Here is a 25,757-nt window from a genome sequence, read left to right as displayed (position 1 = left end):
AGGCCTCGGTAGAGTCCATGTCGGCTTATTTACCGGCCGTCTGCATGGCATAGCCGTAGCTGTCATAGGTATATTCGGCGACGCGGAACCATTCGAAGCTCTCGTCGCGGAACTTCTTCCAGCCCGGATAGATCTTGGCCCATGCGGGATGCTTCTGGGTGTACTCGTCATAAAGCTCGAAGGTCGCCTTATAGGCGGCGTCGAGCACATCGCGGGGCAGCGGGCGAAGCTGCGTGCCCTTGGAAACCAGCGAGCGGATCGCATCCTTGTTCTTGACGTCGTACAGCGCCTGCATGTTGATGTTGGCGGCCTTGCAGGCGGTGTCGAGCGCTGCCTTGTATTCATCAGGCAGTGCTGCATACTGGTCCTTGTTGATGAAGAAGTGGATCGTCAGTCCACCCTCCCAGAACGCGGGATAATAGTAGTATGGCGCGATCTGGTAGAAGCCGAGCTTTTCGTCGTCATAGGGACCGACCCACTCCGCGGCATCAATGGTGCCCCGTTCCAGCGCCGGATAGATGTCGCCGCCCGGAAGCTGCTGCGGCACCGCGCCAAGTTTGGCGAGCACCTGTCCGGCGACGCCGGCAATACGCATCTTCAGGCCCTTGATATCCTCGAGGCTCTTGATCTCCTTGCGATACCAGCCGCCCATCTGGGCACCCGTCGCTCCACCGGGAATGCCGATGACGCCGTAGTCGGAAAGAAATTCGTTGTAAGCCTCGTTGCCGCCGCCATGGTAGAGCCATGCGTTCTGCTGGCGGGCGTTCAGGCCGAAGGGGATGGTCGAACCGATGGCGAATGTCGGATCTTTCCCCGTGAAATAGTAGCCGCAGGTATGGGAAATCTCGACGGTATTGGCTTTTACGGCGTCGATGGCCTGGGCTCCTGGAACGATTTCACCAGCCTGGAAGACCTGGATTTCGAACTTGCCGCCCGTAATGGCCTTCAATGCATTGGCCATGACCACGGCGCCGCCATAGATCGTGTCCAGATTGTTCGGGAAGCCGGACGTGAGACGCCAGCGAATAGTTGGCAATGACTGGGCTATGGCGGGTGTCGCAAGTGCCGAAGCAGCCGCAGCCGCTCCTGCAAGTACGCCGCCCGACAAGAGTTGTCTGCGACCTGGGTTGACCTTCATAGATTACCTCCTCCTATTGAATGTCAGCGATATTTGTTACGGGGGGCGCTTTCGCGCCCGGCCGATTGTCAGGGGGCGCCCGGCTTTCCGAAGCTCGGTGCGCTGTTGCCCGGCGCCAGGAAAGGATTGGCGAAAGGATCGGCGTCCGTACCTGCGCCCGGCATTGGTACATTGATATGGACGGCGGAAGGATCGGCCTGTTTTACGCCTGACTTGTAGTGCATCACGATGCCGGGGAAGGCGATGATGATGATGACCATGGTCAGCTGGATGAACAGATAGGGAATGGCGCCCAGATAGATCTGGGACGAGGTGACCGGCTGGATGGTCTGTCCGGTGATCCGGTCCTTGTAGGCGCGCGTGGGTGCGACGGACCGCAGGAAGAACAGCGAAAAACCGAAGGGCGGGTGCATGAAGGACGTCTGCATGTTAACCGCCAGCATCACGCCGAACCAGATCAGATCGATGCCAAGCGCATCGGCGACCGGCGCCAGCAGCGGGATGATGATGAAGGCCAATTCGAAATAGTCGAGGAAGAAGGCCAGGAAAAAGACCAGGAGGTTGGCGACGATCAGAAAGCCGATCTCGCCGCCCGGAACCGACGTCATCAGATGCTCGACCCAGACATGTCCGTTCACGCCATAGAAGGTCAGGGAGAAGACACGCGCGCCGAGCAGGATGAGCAAAACGAAGGACGACAGCTTTGCCGTGGCGTACAGAGACTGCTGGATCAGCCCGAAATTGAGCTTGCGGTTGGCAAGCGCAAGGGCGAGCGCGCCGACAGCACCCATGGCGCCGCCTTCCGTGGGGGTGGCGATGCCGAGGAAGATCGTGCCGAGCACGAGGAATATCAATACAAGCGGCGGTACAAGCGAGGTTATCACCTTGAGCAAGAGCTTGGTGCCGCGAAGGGTCCGCGCCTCCGGCGGCAGGGCCGGGACTTTCGTGGGGCTGATGATAGAGGTCACGATGATATAGGCCGTATAGGCGGCCACGAGCATGAGACCCGGAACGAGCGCGCCCTTGTACATGTCGCCCACCGAACGGCCGAGCTGGTCGGCCAGCACGATCAGTACGAGGCTGGGCGGGATGACCTGCGCCAGTGTGCCGGAAGCCGCAATCGTGCCGGCGGCGACCTTGCGGTCATAGCCATAGCGCAACATGATGGGAAGCGAGATGAGGCCCATCGAAATAACCGAGGCGGCGACGACGCCGGTGGTGGCGGCCAGAATTGCCCCGACGAAGATGACGGCGAAGGCGATGCCGCCGCGGACCGGTCCAAACAGCTGGCCGATTGTGTCCAGCAAGTCCTCCGCCATGCCGCTCTTTTCAAGAATGAGCCCCATGAAGGTGAAGAACGGGATGGCCAGCAGCGTTTCATTCGACATCTGGCCGAATATGCGATCGGGGATGGCCTGGAAAAGCGTCACTGGCAGCAGGCCGAGCTCTATTCCGATAAAGCCGAAGAAAAAGCCGACGAAGGCCAGGGCGAAAGCGACGGGGTAGCCGAGCAAAAGCACGATGATGAGCGCCGCAAACATGATGGGCGCGAGATTTTCCGCAATGAATGCCATTGTTGTTGTTTCCTTCGATCAGAGCAGTGCGGCGGCGGCGTCAGCCGCTGCAACCGGATCGGGGATATCGCCGCGCAGGATCGCGACACGTTTGATGAGTTCCGAAACGCCCTGAATGGCCAGCAGGCTGAAGCCAATCGGTATCAGCGCCCAGACGGGCCATTGAATGAGGCCGCCCGTGTTGTTTGAAACCTCACCGGACGCAAGTTTCTGCAGAAAAACCGGCCAGGAGAGATAGACCGTGATGAGGCAGAAAGGCATGAGAAAGAAGATGGTCCCGAGAATATCGACCCACAGCTGCCCCTTGCGCGGAAGACTTCCATAGATCAGATCGACCTTCACGTGCTCGTTGTTGAGAAGCGTATAGGCGGCGGCGATCAGAAACACGGCGGAAAACAAATACCACTGCGATTCAAGCCAGGCGTTGGAGCTCATCGAAAACGCCTTGCGCATGGCTGCATTGACGGCGCTGATAAAAATGGCCGCGAGAAGCAGCCAGGAAACACCTTTGCCAATGGCTGCATTGGCGGCATCAATGGCACGCGAAGCGGCCAACAGAAATTTCATGACATCCTCCCCGAAAGCGGTCGCGTATTCCTCAATACGTGTGTGACCGCCATAATTCGGGCAGGATAACAACGGCGGCCCGATGCTCAAGGGCGCGCGCCGGCGAACTTTTCAGGACGTACCAAGAACTGGGTATGGGCAACATCAAAACCCACATCCAGGCATATGTTTCGCCTCCCGCTGTTCGTTCCGGGAGGCGTTTTTGCGGCGCGCACGGTCGGTATCGCGATTGGCGATCTCAAAACCGCCCAGGCGACGCTACCGACATGCGACGACAAGCTCGGCTTTGGCAATGCAGATTAGCCGCTTGATTGGCGACCATGCCACTATTTGGTTGCGGTCGCCTCTTTTACCGCCAACGCCGCCATGGCCAGTGCAGCATCGCGGGTTCTCGCCGCTGCGACAAACCGGCCGTTGTGGCAGAAGCTTGCGCCTTCGACGCCGCAAACCGCTTCCAGATCCTTATCCGTCAGGCCTGCCCAGGCGGCCGGCAAATCCGCCCGCAGCTCAAAACCTTCATCCGCGCGACGAATGCCGGTAAGGCACCAGTCGTTGTGACGCGGATGAACGACGAAAAGCAAATGGTCCGCCCCCGCCTTCACGATGGCGGGCCGGAACGGCATGCCCACCGGCAGTTCCAGAATATGACCCTCGCCGGCATCCGCGATAGCCCGGTTTACCAGCGTCTCGGCCCGCAATTTCGCGGCGCTGTTGGCAATCTTTGCCTCCACGAAGCTGCGGGCGATGGCCAACGCCGCGTGGAAACTGCGATTGTCCGCTTCGGGATCTGTCTCGTCGAAAACAGGCTTCAGAGTTTCGAGCAGGACGGGCAGGGTCAGTCCCGCGAGCGGCCCGGCTGTGGAGGGGCTGAGCGCACCGTTGTCGACCAGATCGACCGGCAGCACGAAGCTGGCGTCGAAAGAGGCGTGAATGGTTTCGATATGGTCTTCCGGAACGCCAAAGGCGGCAAGATAATCGCGGCCGAAATGCTTCCAGATCAGTCCGAACGAACTATAGGGCTGACCGTCCTTGCGCAACGGCGCGCCGCGCTGGTGGTGATCAAAGGCTCCCTTTGTTGCGTCATAAGAGCCGCCGACGTCGTAGACGATGCGATCTGCGCCGGGTGCGATCCATTCGGGCGCCCTGCTGCGGATCAGGCGTGCCTGCGGGAAAAGCTGCGTCAGCACAACGCTCGACAGCAGTTCGTCGGCATGGAAGCCACCGGAATGGGTGACGAGGAAGTCCGGTATCATGTCAGGATGCGCCTTGTTGTTTGCGGAAGGTCCGCCTGAGAGTGGCACCTGATACCCTTTGCCGGAGGTCATCTCAACCCGCTATTCGCCATGGAGGCTAAAAGCAATGACATGCTGGATGTGGTGATGTGTGGGAAGGGTGGTTTGCGAAAGCGCCAAAGAATTTGCCGGGTCGTGTGCGCTGCTCGCCATCTTCGACGCCAACGCGGCGATTTCATTTAACACAAAGGGAGCGGAATCGCGCGGTGACTTCTATATTCAGGGGCGTTTCTGGACGATGGAGGCTCTTCTGGACAATACACTGGGGCACGTAACGGCCATGAGGCGTCATGCCCAGCCCTTCAGCGCCCGCCCGGAATAATAGCTGGGCGTGATGGCGCGGTAGATCGGTATGCTGGCGGCGCCCAGGTGAGGCAAGTCGCTCATGATCGATTTGCGTATCTCCGGCGGCTCGACGAAAAAATCCTCGCCGAGTATATCCAGAGAGCCGATACGCCGCACGATATATTCGACAATCCAGTCCGGCAGCGATCCACCGAAAATGATGGCTGCCGGATCCATCGTGCGGGCGACTGTCAAAGAAAGCAGGCGAAGCTGATCCGTTGCCCGTTCAAGCCAGGACGCCACGGCGGGATGGTCAGCATAACTCTCGTCAATATCCTTCAGACGTCGAATGGCGACGCCCTGAGCAGCCAGAGTGTCGCACAAGTCCTGTCCCGAGGGGCGGGGATGGGATTTTGGAAACAGTCCGCCGAATTCGCCGGCATTGCCATTGGTGCCGCGATAGAGATGGCGCTGCACCACCAGCGCACCACCGATGCCATATGTCAGCCAGATCATCGCGAAGTTTCGGATATTGCGGCCTGCACCATAATAGAGTTCGGAAAGAATGACGGTATTGCCGTCATTTTCGTGAAAGACCGGGAAATCGAAATAGGGCTGAAAGTCCTTGTCGACGTCGATATCGCGCCAGCTTTCGAACTGCTTGATGCGGAAGACATGGCCGCGATCCCGCTTGAAATGGCCGGGAAAGCTGATGCCGCAGCCTAGCACATCTTTTTTTCTTATCTTCGCTTTTTCAAGCACTTGCCGGGCGGCCGCCTCGGCCATCTCCATAATGTGCTCGAAACTGTGCCCCTCCAGTTCCGATCTGATTTCCTGTCTTATAGTGCCATTGAGATCGGCCACGCAGACACGCAGATCGTCAGGATTGAAGTAGACCCCCAGCGTGAAAAGCCCGTTCGGGTTGATTTCGATGGCTGTGGACGGTTTCCCCCGTTTGCCGTCATTGCGGGCTTCCTCTGCTTCGATGATGAGGCCGGATTCCAGCAGATTGGCCGTCAGGCGGGTAAGGGTCGGTGCGGAAACATCCATTTCGCGCGCCAGTTCGATGCGCGACATGCCTCCCTTACCGCGCAAAATCTCGAGCAGACGCCGCTCATTATAGCCGAGATCGATCAAACAAGTCTCCCGCGAGAAATCATGTCGGATGATTAGCGAAAATTAAGCGATTGTACACCGCGTTTCGCCGTAAATCGCGCCATTGAAACTGCGCGTCTGTAAATCGAAATCAGGGAATGATGTGTTTTTTCAATAGGATATTTTATTGTCATAATCGAAATAAATTTCGGCTTGACTAATTAATTTACGTAAAGAAAATAAATAGCAGACAACGGGTAGCGACAGGCAAAACCAAAAAGAAATCATGTCGCCGGGCCGGTCTGTCAGGGAACAAAAAAACGGAGCCCCCTCATGCGTCAATCATGCACTATTTTCGCGCGCCTTTTTGCCGGCGCCACTTTCCTTGCCAGCGCGGCTTTCGCTCATGCCGAAGGCAGCGTCGTGGTCTATTCCGCTGCCCCGCAGCAGCTCATGGACGAATTGCTGCCCATGTTCGAAAAGAAAACCGGCACCAAGGTCGAGCTTGTCAAAGCCGGATCGGGCGAGCTGATGAACCGCATCAAGGCGGAGAGCGGCAAGCCGGCGGGCGACGTGATCTGGAGCGTCGACGGGACGGTTATCGATTTCTCCGCCGACCTTTTCGAGCCATACAAGCCGGTTGAGGCTGCATCGATCAACCCTGCCTTTTCACCGAGCGCGAATTGGGTGCCTTTCACGGCTGTCGTCACGGCTTTTATCGTCAATAAGGAGGCCCTGAAAGGCGCTCCCGTTCCGACGTCCTGGGCCGATCTGGCAAAGCCGGAATATAAGGGCCTGATTTCGTCAGCCCGCGCCGATCAGTCCGGCTCGGCCTATATTCAGATGGCAACGGTATTGCAGGATTTCGACAGCGAGGAAAAGGGCTGGGAAATTTATACCGGCATCCTCACCAACTCTGTTCTTTCCACCTCTTCAGGCGCGGTGCCGCGTTTCGTCAACGATGGCGAACAGGCTGTTGGCATTACGCTGGAAGATGCCGCGCTGCGCTACAAGCTCGGCAACGCGCCGGTCGAGATCGTTTATCCGAAAGAGGGTACGGCAATCGCGCCTGACGGCATGGCGCTCGTCAAGGGAGCGCCGAATGCTGACAATGGCAAGGCTTTCATCGATTTCATCGTCTCCAAGGAAGCGCAGGAAATCGTGGTGAAGGCGGGTCGTCGCTCGGTTCGAACCGATGTTCCCGCCAATCCGGCGCTTGTTCCGCTGGCCGATGTTCCCGATGCGAAATACGATTTCAAATGGGCTGCAGACAATCGCGCGCGTCTGATGGAAAAGTGGAACGAGACATTGCTCGACGTTCAGTAAGGTAATTGCCGGGGACGGCGCAGCGGCGACCGTCCCCCTTTATTTCATTCACAATTCGCTTTTCGTTTGTCCAGCGTGGTCACGGGCCGTGCAGGATCTGTCATGGAGCAGCACATGGCCGCCGTGGAAATTACCAGCATCAAGAAAAGTTACCGGGATGTCGTCGCTCTCTCCGACATCAATATCTCCATCCCCTCGGGATCGTTTTTTACGCTTCTCGGTCCGAGCGGATGCGGCAAGACGACCCTCCTGCGCACGATTGCGGGGTTTCACCAGCAGGATAGCGGCAGTATCAGCATCGAAAGACAGGCGATCGAACATGTGCCCGCACACAAGCGCGATGTCGGCATGGTTTTTCAGGATTATGCGGTCTTCCCGCATATCTCCGTCTTCGACAACATCGCCTTCGGTTTGAAGCAGCGCAAGGCGTCTTCCCCCGAGATTCGCGAACGGGTCGGCAAGATTCTCGACATCGTGCAGCTCGCTCCCTACGCCAGGCGCATGCCGCATGAATTATCCGGCGGTCAGCAGCAGCGTGTCGGCCTTGCGCGTGCGCTTGTCATCAATCCCAAAGTGCTGCTGATGGACGAGCCGCTATCCAACCTCGATGCGAAACTGCGTGTGGATCTGCGGCGCGAGCTGCGCGAAATCCAGCAAGCCATGAACATTACCACGGTTTATGTGACCCATGATCAGGAGGAGGCGCTTGCCATGTCCGATCTCGTCTGTGTGATGTATGGCGGCGTGATCCAGCAGGCCGCAGCGCCCTGGGAGGTTTACAACAACCCCGCCAATCGTTTCGTCGCCTCCTTTGTGGGGGCAAACAATTTCCTGACGCTGGATCGTGCGGGTGGGCGGACCTCCATTTCCGGGCACGGCGTAGGGTTGCCGCAGGTCGACGCCATTGCGCCGCAACGAACGGTCGTTGCCGCCATCCGGCCCGAAGCCATTACCGTCGGCTCGCCTGCGACAGATGGTGAAGGCCACATCGAACTGCCTGTCACCATAAGGCAGGTCAGCTTCACCGGCCGCGAGATGAATGTCGCCGCGGTGCTGTCGTCGGGAGAGGAAATCGAGGCGATCACCAAGCCGTCGCCTGACATCATCGCCCTTCAGCCCGGCCAGAAAACGGTTTTCTCCTGGTCTGCCGGTGATACCAAGCTCTTCGGTGAAGGCGTTACCGGGGAGCGCCTGTCATGACGGATATGACCGCGACTTCAATGCCCGGAGGGTTTCGTTTGCGGCTGCCGGGTTTCTGGACAAGCGTGACGGTGCTTGCCGTTATCCTTTTGGCTGTCTTCCTGATCCTGCCGATCTTCAGCGTATTCTTCATCAGTTTCTTCGACGCCAAGACGGGTGCTTTCGGTTTCGGCAACTATGTGCAGGTGCTGACGCGGCGTTTTTATACTGTGGCATTGTGGAATACGTTGGTCATCGGCGTGCTCGGCATGTTGGGTGCCTGCCTGCTCGGTATTCCGCTTGCCTTCTGCACCTCGCGTTACCGCATTAAGGGCCGTACATTCATTGCCACCTTCGCGGTGCTGGTTCTATGTGCACCGCCCTTCATCGGCGCCTATGCCTGGATCATGCTGTTCGGCGCCAACGGCGCAGTCACCAATCTCCTGTCTTTCGCCGGTATTTCCTTGCCGACCATTTACGGGATACCCGGCATCGTGATGGTCTTCAGCCTGAAGTTCTTTCCCTATATTTTCCTGATGACGGAAAATGCGCTGAACACCATCAACAAATCTTATGAGGATGCGGCGGAAAACCTCGGTTGCACGGCGTTCCAACGGTTCCGCAAGATCACCTTGCCGCTGGTCTTTCCGGCAGTCAGCACCGGCGCGATCATCTGCTTCGTCTTGTCCATCGCAGACTTCGGAACGCCGGCAATCCTCGGCAAGGGCATCAGGACGCTCTCGACCATCGCCTATGCGCAATATACCTCCGAAATGGCGGGCACGCCGACCATGGCAGTCACGATTTCCATGGTGATGATTGCTATTTCCATGGCCGCACTTCTGTTGCAGCGGCACATTCTCTCCAAACGCCGTTACGCCAGTTCTTTGACGAACCGGCCGGTTAAACAGCCCATGCGCCCGTTGAAATCGTTCATCGTGCATGGCTTCTGCTATCTGGTCGTCTTTGTCGCCATGCTACCGTCCCTTACGGTCATCTACACATCGTTCCTTGCGACGAACGGCCCTGTCTTCAGAGGCGGTTTCGGGTTGGACAGCTATGCCCGCATTCTTCGCGATTCACCGCAGGCGATTGCCAACAGCTTCACCTTTGCGATTGCAGCCGTGGTGTTGATCGCCATCGTTTCCGGCCTGCTCTCATTCATCGTGGTCAGGCGGGACAATGCAGTATCGGGTTCGCTCGATCTTCTGCTGATGGTACCCTATCTGATACCTGGCGTCGTCATGGCAATCGGCTACGTCACGACGTTCCGTTATCCGCCTTTCGACATCACTGGCACGGCGCTCATCATCATCCTGTTGGTGTTTATCCGCCGCCTGCCTTACGGCGTCCGCTCCACGACCTCGATCCTGCGGCAGATCAAACCCTCCATCGAGGAGGCTGCGGTCAATCTCGGCGCTTCTCCGGCAAAGACGTTCATATCGGTGACGGTGCCGCTGATGTTGCCAGGTCTCATCATCGGTTCCTTGATGAGCTTCATCACCGCCATAAACGAATTGTCCTCGACGCTGATACTCTACACGGCGCGGACGATTACGATGCCCGTGCTGATCTATATTCAGGTGATTGACGGCGAGTTCGGCACGGCCGCGGCTCTTTCCACCTTGCTTCTCGTCAGCACCGGACTTTGCGTCTTCGTCGTCTTCCGGCTTTCGGAAGACAAGGAAGCCTCTTTCGTCTGAAGCCATCAAACATCATTCAAAACTGCAGCAGCGGCGACCCATGTGTCGCCGCCAGCCTCCCTCTGCAAGGACACCGGAAAGATGAATATCGCGAGCTTTTCGCAATCGAAATACAAGAACGCCGCAAAGCCGGGGGACGATGTGGCGCTTCTCATTCCCGGACGGGTTCTGGCCGTTTTCGACGGCGCGACCGACCCGACTGGAGCAAATTACGGCGGGCTGACTTCCGGCCGCATTGCGGCTCTCGCCGCCGCCAATGCCGTGGCTGAGATGAGCCTTGACGGCAGGCTGGAAACGCTTGCCGCGCCCGCGCTTTTTCAGAATATCAGCGATATCCTGAAAAAGGAGGCGCAGCGCATCAATGCCGGCCATCCGCCATCGACCACCCTGGCGATCGTGGCGGATATGGGCGACAGCTTCCGCCTGCTGCTTGCCGGCGATTCCGGCGTCAGGATCAACGGCACCCGTCTGTTTCAGCACACGAAGCTGATCGATACGGTAAGTACTTCGGCGCGTATATTCGTATTCAAACAGCTTCTCGCCGTCATCGGTGACGGTGATGCGGCTGAAGCAAGAACGCGTGCGACGATCTTCTCCGGCCTGCGTTCGGCGGTCGCAAACGGTATCATGACGGCGCGGGATGCGGAAAATGCCGTCACTGCCGCAGCCGGGATGAGCGGTCTTGAGAACGACGTTGAAACGGTCGAGGAATTCCTGATGGGCGGCATCCGTGTCCAGCCGCAATTCGCAAACCAGCATGGGCATGTGCTGGGTTACGCCTCGGTGAATGGCGGAACGGTCATGCAGGAGGGGACGGTTGACCTCCGCATTGCCAAAGACGGGCTCTCGAGCGTTGAAATATTCTCCGACGGCTATTTGTCCTTGCCGGCTGGGACGGATGTTGCGGCCTGGGAAGCGGAATTCGCGCGTGTCGAGGCGGCGGATTTTCACAAGCTGGGCGAGTATCCGTCCGTCAAAGGTTCGACAACGGCGGAGTTCAGTGATGACAGGACCGTCATTTGCCTCAACCTGGCTCAAGGGTAGTCCAGTTTACGAACCTCATGTGAGCCGGCCGACATCGCATATCGATGTCGGCATCATTCGCGATTGGTCAGCTTGAGATGTTTGCTGACGGAGACGGCCATGCCGCGCCGGCTGGCGCCAAGTTTCGCATAGATGGTCTTCAGGTGGAATTTCACGGCCGCTTCCGAAAGGCCGAGATCGTGAGCCATTTCCTTGTTGCTGCGGCCTTTGGAGAGAAGTTTCAAAACGGTGGTGGTTAATGTCGATGCCGTTCAGGGAGCAGGAAATGTCAACGAGTTCTGTTCCGATCCGCAATTCGTCGGAAAATTCCGGAAACTGGACGCCGTCTGTAGGAGCAAGTTTCACACATACACCGTCGGCAATTTGTTTCTCCCGAAACCCATGCCCGAAAAAACCGATAGGGTGCGCTCGGTTTTGAAAACGTGCCGGTCAGGTGGCTGCCGGGGGGCTTCCTCCGGCATTGGAACGGAACGCCGTCGCCGCGCCATGGTCAAAGCACTCGATCAGAATTTCGGTCAGCACCCGGATTTTTCTTGCAGGATGCTGGCCGGGCGGTCTGACGACAAATATTCCCGCCGGCGGCGGCGGATAGCGTTTCATGACGCGGACCAGCTCGCCGGAGTCCAGATGATCCTTGATGAGATCGTCGGGCAACACGGCTATCCCCAGACCGGCGGTTGCGGCGACGGCGAGGGCGGCCCCGTTGTCGGCCTTGAAACGTCCCTGTGGACGAATGCTTGTCACCCCGTCTCCATCCATCACCTGCCAGGTCTCCGTTCCTTGCATGAGAGCCTGATGGGTTAGGAGTTCTTCCGGTGTCTCGGGAGAGCCATGGACCCTGATATAGTCCGGGCTGGCGACGAAACTTCCGTAGAGCGGGCCGACGCGTCTGGCGACAAGGTTGGAATCCTGAAGGTGGCCCACCCGGATCGCACAATCATACCCTTCTGCGATCAGATCCACGAAACGATCAGTGTAACAGGTCTGAACCTGGAGTTGGGGATAGCGGCGCGCCATTTGCGCAATCACCCGTGCGAAATGCGTCGGGCCGAAAGAAAGCGGCGCAGCAATCCGCAGACGCCCGCGGAGCTCGCCAGCCGGAAGAATTGTCTCCCTCGCCACATCGATTTCAGCTGAAATCCTTGCCGCATAGTCCCGGAAGGTTGCGCCTGCTTCTGTCAGGGAAGCGCCGCGTGTGGATCGGGCCAGAAGCTGGACACCAAGCTCGGCTTCAAGCCTTAAGAGCCGCCGGCTGACCATCGACTTGGAGATGCCGAGCCGCAGCGCGGCCGAAGTGACGCCTCCCGCATCTGCAACTTCGACGAATGTCCGAAGATCTTCGATATCCACTCAGCGTTCCTCATTCTGCGACACAGCTCAACGCTGACAATGACTACCGCATCATAAACAGGAATGACAAGTTTCGCCCCGCGGCAACGCCCGAAGGGGTGCATGTCTTTGCGCAAGCGCTTCAATAAAACGCCAACATAGGATGAACCCATGACCTTTCGTAACGGCCTCGATTCACTTCTCCGCCCTGAAGATTCCGTCCTCGTTCTGATCGATCATCAGCCCTATCAGCTCGCAAATCTCAACAGCCACGATCCGCAGGCTGTGGTCAACCTCACGACCGCACTGGCGAAGCTGGCAAAAGCCTTCAATGTTCCGACGGTTCTCACCAGCGTAATCGCGGCGCGCGGCGGACTGCTCTTCAAGCAGATTACCGACGTGTTTCCGGACCAGGAAGTCATCGATCGCACCTGGGTGAACACCTGGCAGGATGAGAATGTGGTGAACGTCGTCAAGGCGACCGGCCGCAAGCAACTGATCATTGCGGGTCTATGGACCGAGGTCTGCGTTGCAATGCCCGTCATCCAAGCAGCCGGCGAAGGCTGGGACGTAACCGTGATCACCGATGCGTCTGGCGGGATTTCCAAGGAGTCTCACGAGGTCGCCATTCAGCGCATGATCGCAGCCGGCGCGAACCCGATGACGGTAATGGCGCTCGCCGGCGAATGGCAGCGCGATTGGGCGCGCACCGAGCATGTCGAGGAACTGACCGAAATTCTCATCCAGCACTTCGGCGGCAGCGGCATCGCCTATCTCTGGGAACAGCAGCTTCTCAACACGCCGGCGCCGGCCATAAAGGGCGGCCAATAGAGCCGGAGAGGGATGGTGCGGGCGTCTATTGGCTCCCGCATTCCGTCGCCTCAAGCTTATTCTCTGACCCTGCAAACGAAGTCGGCGCAGCCCCATGGTAAAGGGAGGCCCCCGGCTTTGATCGCTTGCCTATGGGCGCGCGCATAGGCAAGCGAGTTGACGGCGCTCGGTCTGGCGGAACTGTGCGGCGTCGATGTTGCGGCCCTGCGAGGCGATGCCGAGATATTCGCGCCCGACGGATCGGTCGATGCCGAAGACCATGCCCGCTTCGTACGCGCCATAGACACTGCGCGGAGCTGGCAACGATCCAAAACCTGCGCAAGTGCGGCTCTGTCGGTTGTGCCGACGGCGGGCATCTGATGTCTCCAATTTAAACAACAGGCGACAAAGGCGCCAGAATTTGATAAATTACAAAACAGCCGGTTGCGGTTTTACGCCTCGATAGAAGTCACAGAGCGTTCCTGTACCGCCAGCCGGATCATGGCGCAGGAGGAGAAGTGCTATGACGGCATTCCATGTCATGTCCGGTGCAAGTGGTGAATTTGCCCGCCCGGAAGTCCGCAAGATTGGCATCCCGGATATCGTGGATGCGTTGAAGCTGGGACTTGAGGACTTTAAAGAAAAGCCGTCCCACTATGTTTTTCTCTGTCTTATGTATCCGATCGCCGGTGTTTTTCTGGTGATGTGGAGTTCCGGCGCCAATTTGCTGCCGGTTATTTATCCGCTGATGTCGGGTTTTGCACTGATTGGTCCGATCGCGGCCATCGGGCTTTATGAAATCAGTCGGCGGCGCGAAAAGGGGCTGGATAGCTCCTGGCGGCATGCACTGGAGGTTCGTCACTCTCCGGCCCTGCCGTCTATCATCGCGGTCGCCGTCATGCTGTTGGTGCTTTTCGTCGTCTGGCTGATTGTTGCGCAGAGCATCTACACTGCGACTTTCGATGCGACCGGTCCGGTTTCGCTCTCTACCTTTCTGTCGGACGTATTGACGACCTCGCAAGGTCTCTCCCTCATCATCTGGGGGAATCTCGCGGGTTTCGTTTTCGCGGTCGTCGTGCTGGCGACAACGGTGGTGGCGTTTCCGCTGCTGCTCGACCGGGATGTCGGCGCAGTCGCGGCGGTGGATGCGAGCATCCGCGCCACGCTTGCCAACCCGGTTCCCGTGGCGCTTTGGGGATTGATCGTCGCGGCCTTGCTCGTTGTCGGCACGATCCCGGTTTTTATCGGCCTCGCGGTCGTCATGCCCATCCTCGGCCACTCGACCTGGCACCTCTATCGGAAACTGATCGTGTCCGATTATCCGAGCCGTACGCCTTGAATTGATAGAGGAAATATATCCGTAGATCATCCTTCCTGCCGTTGCGGCCCCGCTGAGGGGAGCCGCGGCGGTTGGAATGGCCACGCAGAGTGCGGGGACGCCATGTGGTATCGTTTTCTTCAGATCCGTCTGCTTTTCGCGATTGCCTTCCCGATTGATGCAGGCGCACAGGAAGGAGCCGCTACCATAATTGCTCGCCCGACTCATTTATGAGATAATGCTAATATATTTTGCGATGGGTTTTGGAAGCAGTCGTGGCCGGGTCACGGGAGGAGACGATGGCTGTCGTTGTGGTTCTCGTTCTGCTGGTAGTGGGATCGATCGTGTTCCACCTGCTGAGCCCGTGGTGGTGGACGCCGATAGCGTCGAACTGGAGCTATATCGACAATACGATCATCATCACTTTCTGGATCACCGGCTTCGTTTTCTCCGCCATCGTGCTGTTCGTCGCCTATTGCGTGTTCCGCTTCAGGCACCGCGCCGGAAATCGGCCGGCATATGAGCCTGAAAACAAGCGCCTGGAATGGTGGCTGGCGGGCGGGACCGGGGTTGGGGTGGCGGCGATGCTTTTGCCGGGCCTCTTCGTATGGAACCAGTTCGTAACCGTCCCTGACGGTGCGAGCGAGGTGGAGGTCGTCGGTCAGCAATGGCAATGGAGTTTCCGGCTGCCGGGAGCGGACGGACGGCTCGGGCGGGCGGATACGCGCGCTATTGGACCCAACAATCCGCTCGGCCTGAACAGGAACGATCCCGCCGGAATGGACGATGTCATCGTTGAAGGCGGCGAGTTGCATCTGCCCGCCGGCAGGCCGGTGAAAATGCTGCTGCGCGCGGTCGATGTCGTGCATGATTTTTACGTGCCGGAGTTCCGGGCAAAGATGGACATGATCCCCGGTTCGGTCACCTATTACTGGTTCACGCCGACCCGGACGGGGACATTCGAGGTTCTCTGCGCGGAACTGTGCGGTGTGGGCCATCCGCAGATGCGCGGCACCGTCGTCGTTGATACCGACACCGATTATCAAGCCTGGCTGGAGCAGCAGCCGACTTTCTCGAAATTGCTGGCCTCGGCGGAAACGTCGGCGGCCAGATGAGCGTCGTGCATATTGAGAGGGGAAGACCGCATCGGGGGAACAGGGAGGATGGAACATGGTCGAGATTGGATCTGGCGCCGGGCAGGTCATTCAGCCCGCTGAAGTCGAGGACGTCGAGCTTTATCACCCGAAAAGCTGGTGGACGAAATATGTTTTCAGCCAGGACGCCAAGATCATCGCCATTCAATATTTCCTGACAGCCATCGCAATCGGCATGCTGGCGCTGGTGCTTTCCTGGCTGATGCGCCTGCAACTCGGTTTTCCCGGCTATTTCTCCTTCATCGACGCGGAACATTATTATCAGTTCATCACCATGCATGGCATGATCATGGTGATTTACCTGCTCACCGCGCTGTTTCTTGGCGGTTTCGGCAACTATCTGATCCCGCTGATGCTCGGCGCGCGCGATATGGTGTTTCCTTATGCCAATATGCTGAGCTACTGGCTCTACCTCTCCGCCGTCCTTGTGCTGGTGGCCGGTTTCTTCGCACCCGGCGGGCCGACGGGCGCCGGCTGGACGCTTTATCCGCCGCAGGCGCTTCTTTCTGGAACGCCGGGCGGGCGCGACTGGGGCATCATCCTGATGCTGTCATCGTTGATCCTGTTCATCATCGGCTTTACTTTGGGCGGGCTGAATTACGTCGTCACCGTGTTGCAGGGACGCACGCGCGGCATGACGCTGATGCGCATGCCACTGACGATATGGGGCATATTCACGGCGACCGCCATGGCGCTACTCGCTTTCCCGGCGCTCTTCGTCGCCGCCGTCATGATGTTGTTCGACCGGCTGCTCGGCACGAGCTTCTTCATGCCGGCCATCGTGGAGATGGGCGAACAATTGAAGCAGGAGGGCGGCAGTCCCATCCTGTTCCAGCACCTGTTCTGGTTCTTCGGCCATCCGGAAGTCTATATCGTCGCACTTCCCGCCTTCGGCATCGTCTCAGATCTGATCAGCACCCATGCGCGCAAGAATATCTTCGGCTACCGGATGATGGTCTGGGCGATCGTCATCATCGCGGCGCTGAGCTTTGTCGTCTGGGCGCATCACATGTATGTCAGTGGCATGAACCCGAATTTCGGGTTCTTTTTTGCAACCACGACGCTGATCATCGCGGTGCCGACGGCGATCAAGGTCTATAATTGGGTGCTGACGCTCTGGCGCGGCGATATTCATCTCACCCTGCCGATGCTATTTGCGCTCGCCTTCATCGTCACCTTCATCAATGGCGGATTGACCGGCCTATTCCTTGGCAATGTCGTCGTCGATGTGCCGCTTTCGGATACGATGTTCGTGGTCGCCCATTTCCATATGGTGATGGGGGTCGCGCCGATCATGGTGATCTTCGGTGCGATTCACCACTGGTATCCGAAAGTCACGGGCCGGATGCTGAACGAGGCGATGGGGCACGTCCATTTCTGGATCACCTTCCTTGGTGCCTATGCCATCTTCTTCCCGATGCATTATCTCGGGCTGATGGGCGTGCCGCGCCGCTATTACGAGCTGGGCGAAACCGCCTTCATTCCAGATTCGGCGCACACGTTGAACATATTCATCACCGTGGCCGCGCTCATTGTCGGTGCGGCGCAATTGCTGTTCGTGTTCAATCTCGAGTGGAGCCTGCGGTGGGGCAAGAAGGCCGTCGGCAATCCGTGGCGGGCCACGACACTGGAATGGCAGACGCCGCAGACGCCGCCGGTTCATGGCAACTGGGGCAAGGAACTGCCGGTCGTTTATCGCTGGCCGTATGATTACAGCGTGCCCGGCGCGGCTGAGGACTTCCTGCCGCAAAACCAGCCGGCTTCGGCGGGGTCGTCCGAGAGGGCCTTGTCATGAGCGCCATCCTTGTCTTCATGGCCGGTATCGCCGGCATCATCGGCTGGTGGATGGCGCGGCAGCGGCTGGCCTCGAAGCCCTGGCTGGAAGTTGGTCTGGCAGGCGATGCGCCGCAGATGCAGGGATCGTCGGTGACAATTGCGAAACTCGGACTTGGGATATTTCTGGCGGTGGTCGGTGCATTGTTCACCTTGCTCATCAGCGCCTATCTCGGCCGCATGGGCGGCGCCGACTGGTGGGGTATTCCGCTCCCCGGACTGTTATGGGTGAACACCGCGGCGCTCGCCGCCAGCAGTCTGGCGCTGCAATGGGCGAAAACCGAAACCCGTCCGGATCATCGCGACAGGCTGAATGCGGCTCTTGTGACAGCCTTTGCGACGGCTGTTTTCTTTGTGGCCGGTCAATTCCTGGCGTGGAGGCAACTTATCTCCGCAGGCTATGTTCTGGCGGATAACCCATCGAACAGCTTCTTCTACATGATTACCGGCCTGCATGGCCTGCATATATTGGGCGGGCTCCTCGTACTTGGGCGCACCGCAATCCGTGCCCGGAGAGAGCCCTTGTCGGCAAGAATGCGCCTGAGTGTGGAGCTGTGCGCGATCTACTGGCATTTCATGCTGGTCGTCTGGCTCATCCTTTTTGCGCTTTTCGCCGGCTGGGCGAATAGTTTTGCCGATCTCTGCCGTCAATTGGTCACCTGAGGAGTGTCGATCATGGCCGCATCCAGGGAGGAAAGACCGATTAGTGATCCGCATCTGCGGCCGGCTGGACTGCGCGGCGTCGCCGCCGATCTGTCATCGGACCAGCGGGCGTTCATGAACGTCTCCTGGGGCAAGGCAATGATGTGGATATTCATTCTGAGCGATATCTTCATTTTCGGCTGTTTCCTGCTGGCCTATATGGCGGCGCGCATGTCGGCCACCGCGGCCTGGCCCAATCCGAGCGAGGTTTTCGCGCTCACGATTGCCGGCAGGCACATTCCGCTGATCCTGATTGCCATCATGACCTTTGTTCTTATCAGCAGCAGCGGCACGATGGCCATGGCCGTCAACTTCGCATATCGCCGCGACCGTCGCAAAACCGCCGCGCTGATGGTGGCGACGGCAGCGCTTGGCGCGACATTCGTGGGAATGCAGGCATTCGAATGGAGCAAGCTGATCGCTGAGGGTGTTCGTCCCTGGGGAAACCCGTGGGGTGCAGCGCAGTTCGGTTCGGTTTTCTTCATGATCACGGGCTTTCATGGCACCCATGTTTCCATCGGCGTCCTGTTTCTTCTCATCGTCGCGCGCAAGGTGTGGCGGGGAGATTTCGATGAGGAAAGGCGGGGGTTCTTCACCAGCCGCAAGGGGCAATACGAGATCGTCGAGATAACGGGGCTTTATTGGCACTTCGTGGATCTGGTGTGGGTCTTTATCTTCGCATTCTTTTATCTGTGGTGAGTGAGGATGGCATCATGGCGCAGCAACAGTCACAACAGGGACAGCAGCATCCGATAAGACTTTACATGGTGGTCTGGGGGCTGCTTTTCGTTCTCAGCGCCTTCTCCTATATGATCGATTATCTCGGTATCCAGAGCTATCCGAGATGGTCTCTCATCATCCTGTTCATGATCCTGAAGGCGGGGTTGATCATGGCGATTTTCATGCACATGGCCTGGGAACGGCTGGTCCTGATCTACGCAATCCTGTTACCGCCGGTTCTCGTGCTCGTCTTTGCAGCCCTGATGGCCTCGGAATCCAGCTATACGGCTCTTACCCGGCTGACCTTCATGGGGGCGGGTTCCTAGAACCGACGCAAGATTTTCAGGATTGTGGAAGCAGCACGCCGACGGCGAATTCCTCGTCGGTCGCGACGTGGCCGACCTGAGTCTTGCGGTATTCGCTGGGGGTGAAACCGCGCTCGGCTCTGAGCGTGCGGGAAAGGTGCGGCGCATCGCAAAAACCGGTGGCGAGCGCAATCTGGGTGATGCTGTCACGCGTCGTGCGCAGGAGCGACAAAGCGCGATCAAGCCGCAGTTCGAGATAGACCTTTGAAGGCGTTGCGCCCAGGTCGGTGAGGAAACGCCGTTCGAGGCTGCGGCGGCCAAGGCCGAGATCACTCGCCAGTTCCTGCACGGTTCTCGGAACCTCGATATTCTGCTGCATCCGCAGGATCGCTTTTTTGATGAGGGGATCGTTGGCCTTGCGCGCGCTCTGCTGGCCGGGTTGAGGTTTTTCGCCGCTCAGCGCACTGTCGATCATCATGATGTTGAGGCTCTTGATGGCGGCGGACTGGCCGACATGGCGCTCGACAAGGAACGCCGCCAGATGCGCTGCTCCATGGCCGCCGGAACAGGTCAGCCGGTCGCGGTCGATGACGAAGATCTGGTCGGAAATCATCTGGACGGTATCGAAACGGTCGAGAAAGTCCTGGCGGTGGAACCAGCTCACGCAGCAGCGATAGCCATCGAGCAGGCCGGCCTCATGCAGGATGAAAACGCCGGTGCAGAGCCCGACGATGGGAACGCCGGCCGCTGCCCGCTCTTTCAGGAAGCGCAGCGCTTCATGCGGCAGGGCGCTGTGATCGCTGATCAAACCGCCGACAACGACGATATAGTCGTAATGCGCAGCGTCCATCAGCCGCGTGTCCGGCTGCACCTTCACGCCGCAGCTCGACTGCACGCTGCTCAAACTTGCCGAGAGCACCGACCATTCGCACAGGATAGGCCGTGAACGGTCCGCCTCATCGGCCGCAAGGCGCAGCACATCGACGAAATTCGCGAAGGCCGACAGCGTGAAGCGGTCGGCAAGCAGGAAGGCGACGCTGAGGCGTTTTCTGGCGCGGTGTGAGGTCATGACGCAAATATTCATGCAAACAGACGCGATTGTCCAGCCGGGGCGCGGCAAATGCTCCTAGCTTTTGCGACACGAGATTTTCCAACCATCGGGTCCCGCTCATGACGCGTTTTAATGCCTTCAATCTTTTGCGGAATGCTCTGACCGGCCACAAGGACTGGGACGAGCAATGGCCCGACAGTCAGCCGAAAGCCGAATATGACGTGGTCATCGTCGGTGCCGGCGGCCATGGTCTGGGCGCTGCCTATTATCTGGCCAGCCAGCACGGCATCACCAATGTCGCCGTCATCGACAAGGGCTGGCTCGGCGGCGGCAATACCGGCCGCAACACCACGATCATCCGCTCGAACTATCTCTATGACGAGAGCGCCCGTCTTTACGATCACGCCGTCGATCTGTGGGAGAACCTGAGCCAGGAATTGAACTACAACGTCATGTATTCAAGGCGCGGCGTGTTGATGCTGGCGCATAATGTGCACGATGTGCAGAGCTTCAAGCGCCACATCCATTCCAACCGTTTGAACGGCGTCGACAATCGCTGGCTCAGCCCGGAAGAGTGCAAGGATTATTGCCCGCCGCTCAGCATTGCGCCGAATGCGCGTTACCCCGTCATGGGCGGCGCGCTTCAGGAACGGGCCGGCACGGCGCGACACGATGCGGTCGCCTGGGGTTATGCGCGCGGCGCCGCAGCCCGTGGTGTCGATATCATCCAGAACTGTCCGGTCACCGCCATTCGCCGTAACGCCGATGGCTCCGTCGCGGGCGTCGAGACGGCGAGGGGCTTCATCAAGGCGAAGAAGGTTGCGGTCTCGGCCGCCGGTCACACCTCGGTCGTCATGGACACGGCCGGCGTGCGTCTGCCGCTTGAAAGCTATCCATTGCAGGCGCTGGTGTCGGAGCCGATCAAGCCGATTTTCCCCTGCGTGGTCATGTCGAACGCCGTCCACGCCTATATCAGCCAGTCCGACAAGGGCGAGCTGGTCATCGGCTCGGGCACGGACCAGTATACCTCCTATTCGCAGCGCGGCGGCCTGCCGCTGATCGAACATACGATCGCGGCCATCGTCGAAATCTTCCCGATCTTCAACCGCATGCGGATGCTGCGCAAATGGGGCGGCATTGTCGATGTGACGCCGGATCGCTCGGCCATTCTCGGCAAGACGCCGGTCGACGGGCTCTACGTCAATTGCGGCTGGGGAACCGGTGGCTTCAAAGCAACGCCGGGCGCCGCCCACACGTTCGCCTGGACCATCGCCAAAAACGAACCGCACCCGATCAACGCGCCGTTCACGCTGGAACGCTTCCGCTCCGGCCGCCTGATCGACGAGGCCGCCGCCGCCGCCGTGGCGCATTAATTTCCACGCATTTTCCGGACGTAAAACCGCTTCGCACTTTTACTGGAAATGCTCCGAGGATTTGAACCATGCTTTTGATCCGCTGTCCCTATTGCAACGAAACGCTGCCCGAAGCCGAATTCACCTATGCCGGCCAGGCCCATATCGTCCGCCCGGCCGACCCGTCGTCGCAAAGCGATGAACAATGGGAGGAATTCCTGTTCATCCGCGAAAACGTCAAAGGTCCGCATTTCGAGCGCTGGCGGCACCTGCACGGCTGCGGTCGCTTCTTCAACGCCGTGCGCGACACGGTGAGCGACCGGTTTCTCACGACCTATCGCGCGGGTGAGCCGCGCCCTGAACTGTCTACGCTGACACGCGCACCAGCAAGCTCAGAGGTGTCGAAATGAACTCCTATCGCGTTTCCGGCCGTGGCCGGGTGGATGCTGCCCGTTCCGTGAGCTTCACCTTCGACGGCAAGACCTATCGCGGCGTCAAGGGCGACACCGTCGCTTCCGCGCTTCTCGCCAATGGCGTGCATCTGATGGGCCGCTCGTTCAAATACCACCGCCCGCGCGGCCCGGTGGCGGCGGGTTCCGAGGAACCCAATGCGCTGATCGGCACCCGCCGTAGCGCCGGTCGGTTCGAGCCGAATACCCGCGCCACGGTGCAGGAGATCTGGAACGGGCTCGAAACCACCTCGCAGAACAAATTTCCGAGCCTGAAATTCGATATCGGCGCGGTCAATGACATGGCCTATATGCTGTTTTCGGCGGGCTTCTACTACAAGACCTTCATGTGGCCGAAGAGCTTCTGGGACAAGGTCTATGAGCCCTTCATCCGTGCAGCGGCCGGTCTCGGCGTTTCGCCGACGGAAGAAGATCCCGATACCTACGCCTCGCGCAACCTGCATTGCGATGTGTTGATTGTCGGCGCCGGTCCTGCCGGTCTTGCAGCGGCGCGTGCGGCGGCGGTCGATGGTCTCAAGGTCGTGCTGGTCGATGAAAATGCCGAAGCCGGCGGCACGCTTTTGTCCGAACCCCAGGCGAAGATCGACGGCAAGCCAGCGTGGACCTGGCTTGCGGATGAATTGACGGCCCTGAAGGATCGGGGCGTCAAGGTCATGACGCGCACGACGGCGATTGCCTATTACCACCAGAACATGATCGGCCTTTGCGAAAAGCTGACCGACCATCTCGAAACCGTGCCGAAGGATACGCCGCGCGAGCGCCTGTGGCGCGTTCGGGCGCGTCAGGTGGTGCTGGCGCAGGGCGCGCTGGAAAAGCCGCTGGTTTTCCACGGCAACGACCGGCCGGGCGTGATGCTGGCGGGTGCTGCCCAGACCTATCTCAACCGCTATGGCGTCAAGGTCGGCAACCGGCCGGTGGTCGTGACGAGCCATGACAGCGCCTGGTATGCGGCTTTCGATCTTCACGGCGCCGGCGCGCGCGTCCAGGCGATTGTCGATACCCGCGCCAAGGTGCGCGAGGAGCTGGTGAACGAGGCGCGTGCGCTCGGCATTCCCGTCAAGCTGTCGCATACGGTCACGGCGACGTCGGGGCGGCTGCGCGTCAAGTCGGTCCGCGTCAATCCGGTGAACGGTTCCACGGTTCGTGCGGGACAGGAGATCGCCTGCGACGCGGTGCTGATGTCGGGCGGCTGGACGCCGTCGCTGCATCTCTTCTCTCACACGCAGGGCAAGCTTGCCTGGGATGACGAGCGGACGACCTTCGTGCCCGCCATGACGAACGAGGACTGCGTGATCGCCGGCGCCGGGCGCGGCCTGTGGGGCATCGAGGCCGCGCTGAAGGACGGCGCAGAAAGGGGCCGCGACGTCGTCGCAGCGCTTGGCAAGACCGCTAACGTTTCCAGCCATGCGGTGGATCATGATCGTACCGGCAGCGGCGTTTCCCACACCGAACTGCCGAGCGACCGCGACGCCGGCAAGGCCAAGGCCTTCGTCGATTACCAGAATGACGTGACGGCCAAGGATTTGCGGCTTGCCGTGCGCGAGGGCATGCGCTCCATCGAGCATGTCAAGCGCTACACCACCAATGGCATGGCCACCGATCAGGGCAAGATGTCCAACATCAACGGCCTGAACATCGCGGCGGAAGCACTCGGCAAACCGCAGCCGCAGGTGGGACTGACCACCTTCCGCCCACCCTATACGCCGACGACCTTCGGGGCCTTTGCGGGTTATCACCGCGGCGCGCATTTCGAAGTGACGCGCAAGACGCAGATCGACGGCTGGGCTGAGGAGCATGGCGCGGTCTATGAACCGGTCGGGCAATGGCGTCGTGCCTGGTATTTCCCGAAGCCGGGTGAAGACATGGACGCGGCCGTCGGCCGCGAATGCCGGGCGGTGCGCCAGAGTGTGGGCATTTTCGACGCCTCGACGCTCGGCAAGATCGAAGTGGTCGGTCCTGACGCGGTCGAGTTCATGAACCGCATGTATACCAATCCCTGGACGAAGCTTGCCGCCGGCCGCTGCCGTTATGGCCTGCTGCTCGGCGATGACGGCTTTATCCGTGATGACGGCGTCATCGGCCGCATGACCGAGGACCGTTTCCACGTCACGACCACCACGGGCGGTGCCGCCCGGGTGCTGAACATGATGGAGGACTACCTCCAGACCGAATGGCCCGATCTTAATGTCTGGCTGACTTCGACCACCGAACAATGGTCCACCATTGCGCTGAACGGTCCGAACGCGGCCAAGCTGCTTGCGCCGCTGGTGGAAGGTGTCGAACTGACGGAAGACGCTTTCCCGCATATGTCCTGCGTGGAATGCACCGTGGCCGGCATGCCGGCGCGGCTGTTCCGCGTCAGCTTCACCGGCGAGATCGGCTTTGAGGTCAACGTGCCGGCGCCGCTTGGCCGCAAGCTGTGGGAAATCCTGTGGGAGGCCGGTCGGCAATATGGCATCACGCCTTATGGCACCGAGACCATGCATGTGCTGCGCGCTGAAAAGGGTTACATCATCGTCGGCCAGGACACCGACGGCACGGTGACGCCCTATGACGCCGCGATGGGATGGGCGGTCGGCAAATCAAAGCCCGATTTCGTCGGCAAGCGCGGCCTTGCCCGCCCCGATCTCGTCGCCAAGGACCGCCGCCACCTCGTCGGCCTTCTCACCGAAGACCGCTCCAAGCTGGAAGAGGGCGCGCAGATCGTCTTCGATGCGAAACAGCCGATACCGATGAAAATGGTGGGTCACGTCACCTCCTCCTATCACTCGGATGCGGTTGGCCAGCCGATTGCGCTGGCGCTGGTTGAGGGCGGCCATGATCGGATGGGTGAGACCGTCTACATTCCGATGCTGGACCGCACCATTGCCGCAAAAATCACCGGGATGGTCTTCGTCGATCCCGAAAATACCCGCCTGAAGATTTGACCTGGAGATGACAATGAATATGCGCGTTTCCTCCCCTGTTCCCGGCACGCTGGCCGAGAGCAAAGCTGCCCGGGTCAGCGTTCTGGCCGCGCAGGCGCGGCTGTCGCTGCGCGCGCGCGGCGATCTCGCCCCGCTCAACGCCGCCCTTGGCCTGACCTTGCCCGACCGGATCGGCCTCCGCGCCGCTTCGGGCGACATTGAGGTCCTGCGCCTTGGCCCCGACGAATGGACCGTGCTTGCACCTGTCAGTGCGGTTGACGGGCTGATTGCCGCCTGCGCAGGCGTTTACGCCAGCCATCCGCATAGTCTCGTCGATATTTCCGGACGGGAAGTGACGCTGCTGATCGAAGGTGCGCAGGCCGCCGAGTTGCTGACGCTGGGCTGCGCCCGCGACATCGACACCATTGCGGTGGGCGAGGGACGCCGGACGATTTTTGACGGCGTCAGCGTGGTGCTCTGGCGCGATGCGGAAAACCGTTTCCGTATGGATATCTGGAACAGTTTCGTATCGCATCTTGGCCATCTGCTTGAAACAGGCTGCAAGGAACTTGCGGCGGACATCGCCTGATCTGGAGGAGAAAAA

At 59.5% G+C, this 25,757-nt stretch carries 23 protein-coding genes and 2 pseudogenes; 17 read left to right on the top strand and 8 right to left on the bottom strand.

Annotation, left to right across the window (positions count from 1 at the left end):
• Window positions 1-25 precede the first annotated feature (25 nt).
• From AGR1_RS23075 to AGR1_RS23055, 5 genes are all read right to left on the bottom strand, one after another.
• The gene (locus tag AGR1_RS23075; protein ID WP_077983157.1) at window positions 26-1,138 is read right to left on the bottom strand and encodes a TRAP transporter substrate-binding protein; all 1,113 of its coding nucleotides are present in this window, start codon (window positions 1,136-1,138) and stop codon (window positions 26-28) included.
• A gap of 68 nt (window positions 1,139-1,206) precedes the next feature.
• A complete protein-coding gene (locus AGR1_RS23070; RefSeq protein ID WP_162927562.1) occupies window positions 1,207-2,712 on the bottom strand; it encodes a TRAP transporter large permease subunit in 1,506 nt (501 codons plus the stop codon).
• A gap of 18 nt (window positions 2,713-2,730) precedes the next feature.
• Window positions 2,731-3,279: a TRAP transporter small permease subunit gene (locus tag AGR1_RS23065; RefSeq protein ID WP_080796439.1), complete on the bottom strand. Its 549-nt coding sequence runs from the start codon at window positions 3,277-3,279 to the stop codon at window positions 2,731-2,733.
• Between the two features lie 326 nt (window positions 3,280-3,605).
• The gene (locus tag AGR1_RS23060) at window positions 3,606-4,532 is read right to left on the bottom strand and encodes an MYG1 family protein (protein WP_149148520.1); all 927 of its coding nucleotides are present in this window, start codon (window positions 4,530-4,532) and stop codon (window positions 3,606-3,608) included.
• A 327-nt stretch (window positions 4,533-4,859) separates the two neighbouring features.
• Complete coding sequence (locus AGR1_RS23055; protein WP_149148349.1) at window positions 4,860-5,993, bottom strand: ROK family transcriptional regulator; 1,134 nt, start codon at window positions 5,991-5,993, stop codon at window positions 4,860-4,862.
• 291 nt (window positions 5,994-6,284) lie between these two features.
• Between AGR1_RS23055 and AGR1_RS23050 the strand changes: the two genes are divergently transcribed.
• The 4 genes from AGR1_RS23050 to AGR1_RS23035 all read left to right on the top strand — a co-directional run bounded on the left by AGR1_RS23050 (window position 6,285) and on the right by AGR1_RS23035 (window position 11,203).
• The gene (locus AGR1_RS23050) at window positions 6,285-7,277 is read left to right on the top strand and encodes an ABC transporter substrate-binding protein (protein ID WP_149148348.1); all 993 of its coding nucleotides are present in this window, start codon (window positions 6,285-6,287) and stop codon (window positions 7,275-7,277) included.
• Window positions 7,278-7,379: 102 nt separating this feature from the next.
• Window positions 7,380-8,477, top strand: a complete 1,098-nt coding sequence (locus AGR1_RS23045) for an ABC transporter ATP-binding protein (RefSeq protein WP_246669701.1) — start codon at window positions 7,380-7,382, stop codon at window positions 8,475-8,477.
• Window positions 8,474-10,159: an iron ABC transporter permease gene (locus AGR1_RS23040; RefSeq protein ID WP_149148347.1), complete on the top strand. Its 1,686-nt coding sequence runs from the start codon at window positions 8,474-8,476 to the stop codon at window positions 10,157-10,159. The genes AGR1_RS23045 and AGR1_RS23040 overlap by 4 nt, the downstream gene beginning before the upstream one ends.
• Window positions 10,160-10,240: 81 nt before the next feature.
• Window positions 10,241-11,203: a hypothetical protein gene (locus tag AGR1_RS23035; protein WP_137411845.1), complete on the top strand. Its 963-nt coding sequence runs from the start codon at window positions 10,241-10,243 to the stop codon at window positions 11,201-11,203.
• Window positions 11,204-11,256: 53 nt separating this feature from the next.
• On the opposite strand, the gene AGR1_RS23030 is transcribed toward AGR1_RS23035, so the two are convergent.
• Entirely contained in the window at window positions 11,257-11,427 is a 171-nt protein-coding gene (locus AGR1_RS23030; protein ID WP_271365558.1) for a LuxR C-terminal-related transcriptional regulator, read from the bottom strand.
• A 7-nt stretch (window positions 11,428-11,434) separates the two neighbouring features.
• Between AGR1_RS23030 and AGR1_RS29950 the strand changes: the two are divergent.
• Window positions 11,435-11,584: pseudogene (locus AGR1_RS29950) on the top strand (antibiotic biosynthesis monooxygenase); the annotation flags it as partial.
• A 48-nt stretch (window positions 11,585-11,632) separates the two neighbouring features.
• On the opposite strand, the gene AGR1_RS23020 reads toward AGR1_RS29950, so the two are convergent.
• Window positions 11,633-12,553, bottom strand: a complete 921-nt coding sequence (locus AGR1_RS23020; RefSeq protein ID WP_149148346.1) for a LysR family transcriptional regulator — start codon at window positions 12,551-12,553, stop codon at window positions 11,633-11,635.
• A 150-nt stretch (window positions 12,554-12,703) separates the two neighbouring features.
• Here AGR1_RS23020 and AGR1_RS23015 point away from each other — a divergent pair, with 150 nt between their 5' ends.
• From AGR1_RS23015 to AGR1_RS22975, 8 genes and pseudogenes are all read left to right on the top strand, one after another.
• Complete coding sequence (locus AGR1_RS23015) at window positions 12,704-13,363, top strand: hydrolase (protein WP_137411847.1); 660 nt, start codon at window positions 12,704-12,706, stop codon at window positions 13,361-13,363.
• A 153-nt stretch (window positions 13,364-13,516) separates the two neighbouring features.
• A pseudogene (locus tag AGR1_RS23010) lies at window positions 13,517-13,723 on the top strand (glycerol kinase); the annotation flags it as partial.
• A gap of 142 nt (window positions 13,724-13,865) precedes the next feature.
• Window positions 13,866-14,681: a DUF2189 domain-containing protein gene (locus AGR1_RS23005; RefSeq protein ID WP_077983152.1), complete on the top strand. Its 816-nt coding sequence runs from the start codon at window positions 13,866-13,868 to the stop codon at window positions 14,679-14,681.
• 278 nt (window positions 14,682-14,959) lie between these two features.
• Window positions 14,960-15,775 (top strand): cytochrome c oxidase subunit II, encoded by an 816-nt coding sequence (locus tag AGR1_RS22995; protein ID WP_149148345.1) that lies wholly within the window; start codon window positions 14,960-14,962, stop codon window positions 15,773-15,775.
• Window positions 15,776-15,830: 55 nt separating this feature from the next.
• Window positions 15,831-17,609: a cytochrome c oxidase subunit I gene (locus tag AGR1_RS22990; protein WP_149148344.1), complete on the top strand. Its 1,779-nt coding sequence runs from the start codon at window positions 15,831-15,833 to the stop codon at window positions 17,607-17,609.
• Window positions 17,606-18,310: a cytochrome c oxidase subunit 3 gene (locus AGR1_RS22985; protein ID WP_149148343.1), complete on the top strand. Its 705-nt coding sequence runs from the start codon at window positions 17,606-17,608 to the stop codon at window positions 18,308-18,310. The genes AGR1_RS22990 and AGR1_RS22985 overlap by 4 nt, the downstream gene beginning before the upstream one ends.
• Before the next feature lie 12 nt (window positions 18,311-18,322).
• Window positions 18,323-19,048, top strand: coding sequence for a heme-copper oxidase subunit III family protein (locus tag AGR1_RS22980; RefSeq protein WP_149148342.1), 726 nt, complete (start codon window positions 18,323-18,325; stop codon window positions 19,046-19,048).
• 14 nt (window positions 19,049-19,062) lie between these two features.
• Window positions 19,063-19,395: a cytochrome C oxidase subunit IV family protein gene (locus tag AGR1_RS22975; protein ID WP_077983198.1), complete on the top strand. Its 333-nt coding sequence runs from the start codon at window positions 19,063-19,065 to the stop codon at window positions 19,393-19,395.
• 16 nt (window positions 19,396-19,411) lie between these two features.
• Here the strand turns inward: AGR1_RS22975 and AGR1_RS22970 are convergent, their stop codons facing one another.
• The gene (locus AGR1_RS22970; RefSeq protein ID WP_165691217.1) at window positions 19,412-20,458 is read right to left on the bottom strand and encodes a GlxA family transcriptional regulator; all 1,047 of its coding nucleotides are present in this window, start codon (window positions 20,456-20,458) and stop codon (window positions 19,412-19,414) included.
• A gap of 86 nt (window positions 20,459-20,544) precedes the next feature.
• Here AGR1_RS22970 and AGR1_RS22965 point away from each other — a divergent pair, with 86 nt between their 5' ends.
• From AGR1_RS22965 to AGR1_RS22950, 4 genes are all read left to right on the top strand, one after another.
• Window positions 20,545-21,798, top strand: coding sequence for a sarcosine oxidase subunit beta family protein (locus tag AGR1_RS22965; RefSeq protein ID WP_149148341.1), 1,254 nt, complete (start codon window positions 20,545-20,547; stop codon window positions 21,796-21,798).
• Window positions 21,799-21,866: 68 nt separating this feature from the next.
• The gene (locus AGR1_RS22960; protein ID WP_149148340.1) at window positions 21,867-22,187 is read left to right on the top strand and encodes a sarcosine oxidase subunit delta; all 321 of its coding nucleotides are present in this window, start codon (window positions 21,867-21,869) and stop codon (window positions 22,185-22,187) included.
• Window positions 22,184-25,174: a sarcosine oxidase subunit alpha gene (locus tag AGR1_RS22955; protein ID WP_149148339.1), complete on the top strand. Its 2,991-nt coding sequence runs from the start codon at window positions 22,184-22,186 to the stop codon at window positions 25,172-25,174. Before AGR1_RS22960 ends, AGR1_RS22955 begins: the two co-directional genes overlap by 4 nt.
• A 13-nt stretch (window positions 25,175-25,187) precedes the next feature.
• On the top strand, window positions 25,188-25,742 hold the full coding sequence (locus AGR1_RS22950; protein WP_173991459.1) for a sarcosine oxidase subunit gamma: 555 nt from the start codon (window positions 25,188-25,190) through the stop codon (window positions 25,740-25,742).
• The last annotated feature ends 15 nt before the right edge of the window (window positions 25,743-25,757 follow it).

Source organism: Agrobacterium sp. B1(2019) (assembly GCF_008274755.1).
Lineage (GTDB): Bacteria > Pseudomonadota > Alphaproteobacteria > Rhizobiales > Rhizobiaceae > Agrobacterium > Agrobacterium salinitolerans.
The sequence above is the reverse complement of the archived record's forward strand: the minus strand, read 5'-3'. Positions and strand labels throughout refer to the sequence as shown.

Bases quoted from the DNA above. Each gene is read 5' to 3' on its own strand.
- AGR1_RS23075 (WP_077983157.1), bottom strand. From the start codon at position 1,138: ATGAAGGTCAACCCAGGTCGCAGACAACTCTTGTCGGGCGGCGTACTT.
- AGR1_RS23070 (WP_162927562.1), bottom strand. From the start codon at position 2,712: ATGGCATTCATTGCGGAAAATCTCGCGCCCATCATGTTTGCGGCGCTC.
- AGR1_RS23065 (WP_080796439.1), bottom strand. From the start codon at position 3,279: ATGAAATTTCTGTTGGCCGCTTCGCGTGCCATTGATGCCGCCAATGCA.
- AGR1_RS23060 (WP_149148520.1), bottom strand. From the start codon at position 4,532: ATGATACCGGACTTCCTCGTCACCCATTCCGGTGGCTTCCATGCCGAC.
- AGR1_RS23050 (WP_149148348.1), top strand. From the start codon at position 6,285: ATGCGTCAATCATGCACTATTTTCGCGCGCCTTTTTGCCGGCGCCACT.
- AGR1_RS23045 (WP_246669701.1), top strand. From the start codon at position 7,380: ATGGAGCAGCACATGGCCGCCGTGGAAATTACCAGCATCAAGAAAAGT.
- AGR1_RS23040 (WP_149148347.1), top strand. From the start codon at position 8,474: ATGACGGATATGACCGCGACTTCAATGCCCGGAGGGTTTCGTTTGCGG.
- AGR1_RS23035 (WP_137411845.1), top strand. From the start codon at position 10,241: ATGAATATCGCGAGCTTTTCGCAATCGAAATACAAGAACGCCGCAAAG.
- AGR1_RS23015 (WP_137411847.1), top strand. From the start codon at position 12,704: ATGACCTTTCGTAACGGCCTCGATTCACTTCTCCGCCCTGAAGATTCC.
- AGR1_RS23005 (WP_077983152.1), top strand. From the start codon at position 13,866: ATGACGGCATTCCATGTCATGTCCGGTGCAAGTGGTGAATTTGCCCGC.
- AGR1_RS22995 (WP_149148345.1), top strand. From the start codon at position 14,960: ATGGCTGTCGTTGTGGTTCTCGTTCTGCTGGTAGTGGGATCGATCGTG.
- AGR1_RS22990 (WP_149148344.1), top strand. From the start codon at position 15,831: ATGGTCGAGATTGGATCTGGCGCCGGGCAGGTCATTCAGCCCGCTGAA.
- AGR1_RS22985 (WP_149148343.1), top strand. From the start codon at position 17,606: ATGAGCGCCATCCTTGTCTTCATGGCCGGTATCGCCGGCATCATCGGC.
- AGR1_RS22980 (WP_149148342.1), top strand. From the start codon at position 18,323: ATGGCCGCATCCAGGGAGGAAAGACCGATTAGTGATCCGCATCTGCGG.
- AGR1_RS22975 (WP_077983198.1), top strand. From the start codon at position 19,063: ATGGCGCAGCAACAGTCACAACAGGGACAGCAGCATCCGATAAGACTT.
- AGR1_RS22970 (WP_165691217.1), bottom strand. From the start codon at position 20,458: ATGAATATTTGCGTCATGACCTCACACCGCGCCAGAAAACGCCTCAGC.
- AGR1_RS22965 (WP_149148341.1), top strand. From the start codon at position 20,545: ATGACGCGTTTTAATGCCTTCAATCTTTTGCGGAATGCTCTGACCGGC.
- AGR1_RS22960 (WP_149148340.1), top strand. From the start codon at position 21,867: ATGCTTTTGATCCGCTGTCCCTATTGCAACGAAACGCTGCCCGAAGCC.
- AGR1_RS22955 (WP_149148339.1), top strand. From the start codon at position 22,184: ATGAACTCCTATCGCGTTTCCGGCCGTGGCCGGGTGGATGCTGCCCGT.
- AGR1_RS22950 (WP_173991459.1), top strand. From the start codon at position 25,188: ATGAATATGCGCGTTTCCTCCCCTGTTCCCGGCACGCTGGCCGAGAGC.